The sequence below is a fragment of the Streptomyces sp. LS1784 genome, assembly GCF_020103755.1.
Classification (GTDB): Bacteria; Actinomycetota; Actinomycetes; order Streptomycetales; family Streptomycetaceae; genus Kitasatospora.
Map to the genome: position 1 here is coordinate 17,421 of NZ_JAHSQD010000059.1, position 8,122 is coordinate 25,542.

The window sequence follows — 8,122 nt, forward strand, 5'->3', positions numbered from 1 at the left end:
CGGCCCCACACCCCCATCACACCCGGGCCGCCCCCGGCACCCCCCCCCCCCGCCCGCGACCATGTGGCGGCGAACAGGGTGGGTTGTAGGGGGCAGGGTGGAGCGGGTACGGATTGCCGGGGTGAACGGGCAGGGCGGACGCGGGTCCGGGTACGCGGTCGGCGGGCGTCTGGTCCTGACCTCCGCCCACGTCACCGGCCCGACCGGCACCAGGGTGACGGTCTTCCACCCGGCTGGCACCGGCAGCGCGGACGGAAGCGTGGTGTGGGCCGGCGCCCCGGGTGGGCGCGACGACGCGGCGCTCGTGCTCGTGGACGACTCCCCGTACTGGCAGCCCCCAACCGCCCCCGTGCAGTGGGGGCGTCCGGACACCACCCGCCCCGGCACTCTGTGCGAGACCTGGGGCGTGCCCGATGAGGCCCAGCGCCCCGACCACGCGGTCGACGCCTCGCACCTGCGCGGTGAGGTGAACCCGGGCAGTGGCTTCGTCGGCAACCAGTACGTCATGGACCTGCGCACCCCCGTTGCCGGGTGGACAGCGGATGGTTCCTCACCATTCGCGGGGCTGTCCGGGGCGGCGGTGTTCTGCGACCGCTTCCTGACCGGCGTCGTCGCCTCCGACCGAGCCCACTCCGCCCACGGCCGCCTCAACGTCGTCCCTGCCTACGTCCTGCACCACGACCCGGCCTTCCGCGCCGCTCTCACCGAACACGGCACCGGCCCGGCCGCCAGGCTTGAGGCGGTGGAGTTCCAGGACATCGCCGACCCCGCCCAGTTCCCGGCCCGGCGCCCCCGGCCCGCCACCCCGGCGGCGCTGCTGGAGGCCGGCCGGCAGACCGTCCCCTTCTACGGCCGCGAGGACCTGATCGCCGACCTGCAGACCTGGTGCCAGAGGGTCGGGTTCGGGGCGTGGCTGCTGCACGGCCCGGGCGGGCAGGGCAAGACACGCCTCGCCCACCACCTCACCCACCGGCTCACCGCCGACGGCTGGACCGTCCTGTGGCCGCGTGCCAGCGCCCTTACCGAACAGCTGCTGGAACTCCGAAGGGCGGCCAAACCCCTGCTGGTCGTCCTCGACTACGCCGAAACCCGCCCCGACCAGCTCACCGCCATCATCGAAGCCGCCACCGAACACCCCGGCACCAGCCCCTTCAAACTTCTCCTCCTGGCCCGCACCGCCGGCGACTGGTGGCACCAGGCCCGCACCGCCACCCGCCAGGCCGAGGACCATCTCACCACCGCCCACACCCACCACCTCACCCCGCTGGAGGACGACCCCGGCCAGCGCGCCGCCCACTACCGCAACGCCGCCCACGCCCTCGCCACCGCCCTCCCGATCGTCGACGGCCTCACCGGCCACGACTGGACTACCGCCGCCACCGCACTCCCCGAACCCCGCAACCTTGGCCAGGCCGCATACGGCAACGCCCTCACCCTCCACATGACCGCCCTCGCCGACCTCCTCGATAACGTCCCGGCCGAGCCCGGGAACGGCGGGCACCCATCCGAGAACAGCACCACAGGCGAGGATGGTGCGCGGGACGTCGAGGACCGGCTGCTCGGCCACGAGAGTCGCTACTGGCGCGACAGCGCCACCGCCAGCGGCCTCACCCCCGCGCTGAGCATGGACACCTTGAAGACCGTGATCGCTGCCGCCCACCTGGTCGGCGCTACCAACCGCGAACACGCCGACCACCTGTGGCAGCGCCTGCCCGCACTCGCTGACCAGCCCCGCGACCGCCGCAACCGGGTCACCGCCTGGCTCACCACCCTCTACCCCACTTCGGCGACCGGCGGACCGCTCTGGGACGCCCTTCAGCCCGACCGCCTCGCCGAACGTCACATCGGCCGCACCCTCGAAACCGACCCCCACATCGCCGACTGTCTCCTGCAGGGTGCCGACGACGTCCAGGCCGCACAGCTCCTCACCGTCTACAGCCGCGCAGCGTCACACCGTGCCTTCCGGGGGCGCCTGGACAGCCAACTCACCGACCTGTGTGTCCGACACCATCAGCAACTCGCGCCGCACATCGTCACCGCCGCCATCCGAACCGACCAGCCGGTCCCACTGATTGCCGCCATTAGCACCATCGCCACCCACCCGGATACCTCCCTCAACACCCTCACGGAACTTCACGACTGTCTTCCGCTCACCAGCCATCGCCTCGCCGCCGCCGCTGTCCAGCTCACCGACGAAGTCGTCCGACACCACCGGACCCTCGCTGTGGCCAACCCGGACGCCCACCGGCCCGACCTCGCCATGGCCCTCAACAACCTCTCCGTCAACCTCGGCGAGATGGGCCGACGGGAGGAGGGCCTGGCCGCCAGCCAGGAAGCCACCGGCCACTACCGCGCCCTCGCCGAAGCCAACCCCGGCGCCTACCTGCCGAACCTCGCCAGCGCCCTCAACAACCTGTCGAACCGGCTGGGAGGGATGGGCAGACGAGCCGAGGGCCTGGCCGCCATCCGGGAAGCCACCGGCCACTACCGCGTCCTCCCCGAAGCCAACCCGGACGCTCACCTGCCCGACCTCGCCATGGCCCTCAACAACCTCTCCATCCGGCTGGGAGAGATGGGCCGACGGGAGGAGGGCCTGGCCGCCAGCCAGGAAGCCACCGGCCACTACCGCGTCCTCGCCGAAGCCAACCCAGACGCTCACCTGCCCAACCTCGCCATGGCCCTCAACAACCTCTCCGCCGACCTCGGCGAGGTGGGCCGGCGGGAGGAGTGCCTGGCCGCCAGCCAGGAAGCCATCACCATCCGCCGCGCCCTCGCCGAAGCCAACCCGGACGCCTACCTGCCCGACCTCGCCACATCCCTCAACAACCTCTCCATCGACCTCAGCGAGGTGGGCCGACGGGAGGAGGGCCTGGCCGCCATCCGGGAAGCCACCGGCCACTACCGCGTCCTCGCCGAAGCCAACCCAGACGCTCACCTGCACAACCTCGCCATGGCCCTCAACAACCTCTCCATCCGGCTGGGAGAGATGGGCCAACGAGCCGAGGGCCTGGCCGCCAGCCAGGAAGCCACCGGCCACTACCGCGCCCTCGCCGAAGCCAACCCAGACGCCTACCTGCACAACCTCGCCATCGCCCTCAACAACCTCTCCAACCGGCTGGGAGAGATGGGCCAACGAGCCGAGAGCCTGGCCGCCAGCCGGGAAGCCGTCGCCATCCGTCGCACCCTCGACGAAGCCAACCCCAGCCTCTTCGAAGCAGATCTGCAGCAGTCCCCGGAGGTAGCCGTTCGGCTCGAAGAACTGGAGTAATCCAGCCGTGGCCAGACGGGGAATATCACGCGTTTGGAATGACGCTCCCTGCCAGTCGGTGCCGACACCTGGACCACCGACAAGCGCAAGGCCTTCGCCAACGACCTGGAACACTCGCAGCTGGTCGCGGTGTCCGCCGACTCGAACAGGGCGAAGGCCGACAAGGGACCGGACGTCTGGCGCCCGTCGGCGACCGGGTACTGGTGCACCTACTCCCGCGCCTGGACCGACATCAAGCACGTCTACGGCCTCTCCGTCACCGAGACCGAGAAGAGCGCGCTCACCGAGATGCTCGACACCTGCGCATAACAGCAACCGGGGGAGTCCCCCGGCCCTGCGGGGAGGGCCAGGCGGACCGGGAGGCTGACTTCATCGGAGTTCGACGGTGACGCCGTACGTTCTCAGGAGGACCACGATCTCATCGAAGTACGACCGACCAGTGCGATGGCTGAGGATGTGCTCGGCAAGAGCGGTGCGGGCGACGTCGGCATGGTGCCAGACGAGGGTGAACGGGGGTACGACGGAAGGTCCGCCGAACAGGTAGTCCTTGACGGAATCAAGGCCCCTTCCGTAGTTGGCACCGGGGCCGAGGAGGGCCTCGCCGAGTGCCAGGAGCAGCCCGTGTTTGTCTGTGGCGTGCCGCCCGTCGAGATGGTAAGTCCCGCCCGAGCGACCGATACCCGCACCGTACGGTCCGACGCTGGTGAGCTCGAGCCACTCGGACCTGCCCGGGGCGTCGAACGGGGCCCACTGGTTGGGCTGAGTGGGAATCCCGTCGTACCAGACGTCCCAGACCTGGCGGGCTGCCAGGTCTGGGCGGCCGGCCAGCCACGGTTCGTGCCGGCCGCCGCCGCTGGGGTCGGGGATGGTGATGTCGATCAGGGCCCCGCCGAGAACGGACGGGCGGGCGCCACCGGGACGGAAGTGGAGGTCGTACTGGGCCATGCAGCGGCCGTTGCGGTCCAGCGCCCACAGCCCGATGACCTGGCCGTCCTCCTGCCGTGGCGAGCGGAGTTCCGCCAGCAGGGGTTGGGCGGGTTCGCAGCCGATCAGATGCAGCGACTGAACCTGCCGCCGGGGACGCGGGCCGGACAGGCCGTCGATCGACAGGCAGCTGCCCTCCCAGTCGGTGGCCGACAGGTCGATCTGCGGGGCGGGTTCGAGCTGCGGGCCCCAGTCGTCCTCGACGCCGGCACCCACGGTGATGTCCACGCGATCGGGATCACCGGGCGTGGGCCGGTGGGCCAGGACGGCCACGTTCTCCAGGTCCCAGAACCGGGGGCTGTCCGTCGCGGCGTCTTCGGGGTGGATGAAGAGGCCCATATCGCCCAGCAGCCGCACCGGATCGGTCGACCGTAGGACCGCCTGGGCCAGCCCGCTCTCGCGCTGGCACCCCCGCAGTGTCAGGACCTCACGCGGCAGCGGAGGCGGGTCCATGAACAAGCCCTCGACCTCCGCGCAGCGCCCCCAGAGCTCCCCCGCCTTCTCGTCATCGTCGTCGTAGTACTCCCGCACCAGGAGGTACCGGACCGGGAAGTCCCGCCCCCACGCCACGTGCTCCTCGGACCGCACACTTCTCCCCACCAACCGACGATCTTCGCTCGCACACGATACGAGTCACCGCCGCCGCAGGCTTCCGAATATCGCGCGCTCGGAATGACGCTCCCCGCCAGTCGGAGCTGACACCTGGACCACGGCCAAGCGCAAGGCCTTCGCCAACGACCTGACCCACTCGCAGCTGGTCGCGGTCTCCGCCGCATCGAACCGGGCAAAGGCCGACAAGGGGCCGGACCAGTGGAGGCCGCCGCTGCGGTCGTACTGGTGTACCTACTCCCGCGCCTGGACCGACATCAAGTACGTCTACGGCCTGAGCACCACGGTGAGCGAGAAGAACGCCCTGGTCGAGATGCTCGACACCTGCACGTAGCGGACGCGCCCGGCCTGCCCCGGCTCGGGGCAGGCCGGGTAGTTGCTGCGTGTGCGAGTAGCAGAGCTTGACCGTGGTGGGCTTCAGTACTCGACAAGCCAGGGGAAGTCGTCGGGGTTTCGCATCTGGGTGAGGCACACGAGCAGGCCGTTGTCCTTGACGCCGTCCTGGGCGTCGCGCAGGCAGGGGGCTGGGGCGAGGAGAGCCGTCAGCTCGTCGGTGACCGCAGTGTCGAAGAGGGTGTCGAGTTCGGCGGGGATGGGGTCCTCGACGAGGCACAGCCAGGCCAGGGCGGCGCTCACGCGCACGTCCGTCGGCCGGTCGGGGTTTCGCCACCACTCGTGCAGCTGTGCGACGGTTGCCGGGTTTGCCTTCCTCCCAGGAGAGTTGGCCGATCGCCAGAACCAGGCAGGCGCGTGTCACAGGGTCGTCCTCGCGAGCGAGGAGGGCGTGCAGGGCGGCCGGGGCGTGTCCGGGTGGGGGCAGCGCGGCTGCCAGGGCGTAGGCGGCGGCCTGGCGGACGGCCGCTTCGCGGTCGTCCAGCAGGAAGCACAGCAGATCCGCGTCCGCCGCCACGGCATTCCGGGCCGCCTCGATCGACCAGGTCTCCAGGTAGCCGCTCGTGTCGATGAGGATGGTGCCGGCGAGTTCGCCCGCGCGCAGGAGACCGGTACGTGAGCCGTCGCCGAAGTGCGGCCGACGCGCGACCGCGCCGACCAGGAGCAGGAGGGCGGCGCGGTGGCGGGGGTAGGCAAGCGCGATGCGGATCAGGAAAGGGACAGCCAGAGCTCCGGGGGCGGAAGTGCCGCCTTGATGGCAGACCCGGTTCCACAGCGTGCCGAGGGCCCGGTCGGAGGCCTCATCGTCACCGAGGCGGATCGCTGCCAGGTCTCACCGTCGGCGGTGGTGCACTGGAGGTCGAGGACGATCTGTCCCTCGGCGGGGGTGCGGTATTCGAGATCGAAGGTGAGGGTGCCGGTGCCGCCGGTGGCGATCGGGCCGCACTGCGCGGTGGTGGTGATGGCCTTGGCCATGACGGCCGCTCGCCGTGGCGGTGACGGTGGCCAGACCGGGGCCGGCGGTCTGCCATAGCGTGACCGCAGCGACGACCTGGTTGACGTCGGTGATCCCGTCGACCCAGCCCCCGGTGATGGTGAACTGCGGTCCCCGAGTCTCGCGGCGGTGGTCTTCCTCGGCGTCCAGCTGGCGGCGCAGCAGCGTGACCTGTTCCTCGGCCGCGCGCACCTGGTCCTTCGCGGCCGTCACCTGTTCCTCGGCGGCGCGGGCCTGGCGCTGGGCGGCCTCGGCCTGGAGCCGGGCGGTCTCGGCGGCGGCCTGCGCGGCCGCAGCGCCGTCCTGGGCGTTCTTCGCCTGGCCCTTGGCGATGGCCGCCTGCCAGGTGGCGGCTCCGGCCGATACCCCGCCGAAGACCGCAGCCCCAATCGTGGCGGCCAGATTCCAGTCCAGGCTCACGCTGTCCTCCCCTTCCGGTCCGGCGGCCTCCGCCGGACCGGCCGTCAGCCGTGACGGTGTCGGGACACGTCGTAGAGCAGCCATTAGTAGGGGGACTCCTCGTCGGCGGGATAGAGGCTGTCCAGGATCTCGTCGCCTCGTGGATCGTCCCGTAGCGCGAGCCGTACGGCTGCCTCCACACGTATGTCCTCGTCCGGATCGGTGAGGCAGGTGACGAGTGCGTCGGTGGCGCCCTGGTCGTGCGTGGGCGCGAAGGCGAGGGCTCGGCATGCTTGCCTGCGTACCGCCGCGTCTTCGTCCTTTGTGCGTTCCACGGCTGCGGACAGGGCCTCGTGATCGCCTCGTTCGATCGGGCAGTGCAGCCCCGAGAGTGCCGTTTGCCGGACTTTGCTGTCGATGTGACGGGTGAGTATGGTGAGCGGCCGTTCGCGACGCGGGTCCGGGGTATCGACCAGTCCGGCGGTGAGCACCCGAGTGACGCGGGGGTCCGGCTCGCTCGCCACCCAGGGCAGGAAGAGGTCGGCGAGTGGTCCGTCGAACGGCGCATCGTCACTCTCGTCGAAGAGGTTCATCAGGCGGATGACCTCCGCGCCGAAGTAGCGCTCCAACGGGTCGGGCCGGTCGCGCAGGGCAACGGCCGCATTCCAGGTGGTAGGGCCGTGTCGTCCCGAGAGCGTGGCAGTCGTCGCCCACCACACCTCGTGGTCGACGTCGGGCTCGGCCAGAGCGCGGGAGAGCAGTTCGTCGAAGGGCGTCGCGATGCCGTACGACCTCTCCAGATTGGTGAGTATCGCCGCGTGCCCGGTTCTGACGGTCAGGCTGCCCAGGGACAGTTGCTCGCAGACGAACCCGGAATCGGACGAGACGGCACTGCGATCGACCGGACCCTGCCGGCCGCTCTTGCGGCGTAGCTCGGCCACGAGGTCCGTCTCGTGCCAGTGCCTGGCCAATGCCAGGGCGTCGCGCCCTTCCGCGTCCTTGATCCACATATGGGCGCCACGGCCGACGAGCAGGTTCGTGATGTCGCAGGCGCCCATCTCGATCGCGCGAAGCAGCGGGGTGCGGCTGAGGGCATCCGCACGGTCCGGACGCGCGGATGCCGCGAGGAGGGTCTCCACCATCGGGAGATCGAAGGCTTCCACCGCCAGGCACAGGGCAGGGGTGCCGTGCTCGTCGGCAGTGTCGGGGTCGGCGCCTGCCCGCAGCAATGTGTCTACCACCTGCGCGTCCCCGTTCCGTACCGCGGCTATGAGTGGTTCCACCATCGTGCCTTTCGTTCCCGCTCGGCTGGCCCGTCGTACAGCAGGACAGGCCCGAGGAAGCCTAATACTGCAACCGCATCTGGGGGTTGTGGCCTCGGCGTTTGTAGTGGGAGCGGCGGGCTCGGGCCTGGCTGCGTCGGCGGAAGCGTGACCAGCGCAGATGGTGCTCGTTGGTGTGGTGGCGGGGTGTGA

The 8,122-nt window shown here is 70.6% G+C and carries 7 protein-coding genes and 1 pseudogene; 4 read left to right on the plus strand and 4 right to left on the minus strand.

Annotated elements, in window-relative coordinates; translation table 11 throughout:
• The first annotated feature begins 121 nt into the window (after positions 1-121).
• Both KS423_RS47970 and KS423_RS10435 read left to right on the plus strand, forming a co-directional pair.
• The gene (locus tag KS423_RS47970; RefSeq protein WP_224277532.1) at positions 122-3,268 is read left to right on the plus strand and encodes a tetratricopeptide repeat protein; all 3,147 of its coding nucleotides are present in this window, start codon (positions 122-124) and stop codon (positions 3,266-3,268) included.
• Between the two features lie 129 nt (positions 3,269-3,397).
• On the plus strand, positions 3,398-3,577 hold the full coding sequence (locus tag KS423_RS10435; RefSeq protein ID WP_308020166.1) for a hypothetical protein: 180 nt from the start codon (positions 3,398-3,400) through the stop codon (positions 3,575-3,577).
• A 60-nt stretch (positions 3,578-3,637) separates the two neighbouring features.
• Here the strand turns inward: KS423_RS10435 and KS423_RS47975 are convergent, their stop codons facing one another.
• Positions 3,638-4,822 carry a barstar family protein gene (locus KS423_RS47975; protein ID WP_224277533.1) on the minus strand — a complete coding sequence of 395 codons (1,185 nt, stop codon included), beginning with the start codon at positions 4,820-4,822 and terminating at the stop codon, positions 3,638-3,640.
• 121 nt (positions 4,823-4,943) lie between these two features.
• Between KS423_RS47975 and KS423_RS10445 the strand changes: the two are divergent.
• Positions 4,944-5,195: pseudogene (locus KS423_RS10445) on the plus strand (HNH endonuclease); the annotation flags it as partial.
• Positions 5,196-5,278: 83 nt separating this feature from the next.
• Here KS423_RS10445 and KS423_RS10450 read toward each other — a convergent pair.
• Complete coding sequence (locus KS423_RS10450; protein WP_224277535.1) at positions 5,279-5,497, minus strand: hypothetical protein; 219 nt, start codon at positions 5,495-5,497, stop codon at positions 5,279-5,281.
• A gap of 85 nt (positions 5,498-5,582) precedes the next feature.
• On the opposite strand from KS423_RS10450, the gene KS423_RS10455 reads away from it, so the two are divergent.
• Complete coding sequence (locus tag KS423_RS10455; RefSeq protein WP_224277536.1) at positions 5,583-5,873, plus strand: hypothetical protein; 291 nt, start codon at positions 5,583-5,585, stop codon at positions 5,871-5,873.
• Between the two features lie 213 nt (positions 5,874-6,086).
• On the opposite strand, the gene KS423_RS10460 is transcribed toward KS423_RS10455, so the two are convergent.
• Positions 6,087-6,668, minus strand: a complete 582-nt coding sequence (locus KS423_RS10460) for a hypothetical protein (RefSeq protein WP_224277538.1) — start codon at positions 6,666-6,668, stop codon at positions 6,087-6,089.
• A gap of 83 nt (positions 6,669-6,751) precedes the next feature.
• Entirely contained in the window at positions 6,752-7,933 is a 1,182-nt protein-coding gene (locus KS423_RS10465; protein ID WP_224277540.1) for a HEAT repeat domain-containing protein, read from the minus strand.
• Between the last annotated feature and the right edge of the window lie 189 nt (positions 7,934-8,122).

Coding starts and splice junctions, on each gene's coding strand:
- KS423_RS10465 (WP_224277540.1), bottom strand. CDS start 7,933: ATGGTGGAACCACTCATAGCCGCGGTACGGAACGGGGACGCGCAGGTG.